Genomic DNA, 429 nt, shown 5'->3' on the forward strand with positions numbered 1-429 from the left:
CCGACAATGCGCTGGAGATGGCGGAACGCCGGGCGCAAGGCTTCCACGCCTGCAAGATCAAGATCGGCTTCGGCATCGAGGAAGACCTGCGGGTCATCCGGGCGGTGCGCGAGGCGATCGGCGACGACATGCGGCTGATGATCGACGCCAACCACGGCTATACCGTCACCGAAGCGATCCGGTTGGGCAAGGCGGCCGCCGACTACGATATCGACTGGTTCGAGGAGCCGGTCGTGCCGGAGCAGCTTTCGGCCTATCGCGAAGTGCGCGCCGGCCAGCCGATCCCGGTTGCCGGTGGTGAGACCTGGCACAGCCGCTACGGCATGTGGCCGGCGATCGAAAGCCGCGCCGTCGATATCCTGCAGCCGGATCTTTGCGGCTGTGGCGGGTTCTCGGAGATGGCGAAGATCGCAAGCCTTGCGACGCTGC

Annotated in this window: 1 protein-coding gene; it reads left to right on the top strand. The window is 66.2% G+C overall.

The features are described 5' to 3' along the window. Positions 1-429 (top strand): enolase C-terminal domain-like protein (locus tag L981_RS33130; RefSeq protein WP_043627365.1); only part of this gene is annotated, 429 nt, incomplete at both ends.

This window comes from Ensifer sp. ZNC0028 (assembly GCF_000799055.1).
Taxonomy (GTDB): domain Bacteria; phylum Pseudomonadota; class Alphaproteobacteria; order Rhizobiales; family Rhizobiaceae; genus Ensifer.